Raw genomic sequence first — 300 nt, 5'->3', positions numbered from 1 at the left:
TATTCGGGGGATTGAAGATTACTTCCCCAAAGCCGAGATCACCTTCGATAAATTCCACGTCATGAAGCTTGTGAACGAAGCCGTGGATGATGTCCGTATCGCGGAGCAATAGCAAGCACCGGAGCTTAAACACACAAAATACATCTGGCTGAAGAACGAGTCGAACTTAAAGGCGGAGCAGAAGGTAACGCTGGCGCGGCTGAAAGACAGCAATCTGCAGACGGGCCGTGCGTATCGCTTAAAACTGGCAATGCAGGATTTCTGGAGCACGCCGCATATTCTTGCGGATGTATACCTCCG

At 50.7% G+C, this 300-nt stretch carries 1 pseudogene; it reads left to right on the top strand.

The features are described from left to right. Position 1: 1 nt before the first annotated feature. A pseudogene (locus ACZYR9_RS27705) lies at positions 2 to 300 on the top strand (transposase); the annotation flags it as partial.

It is taken from the genome of Paenibacillus sp. F024 (assembly GCF_057814255.1).
This window is presented reverse-complemented; position numbering and strand designations above follow the sequence as displayed.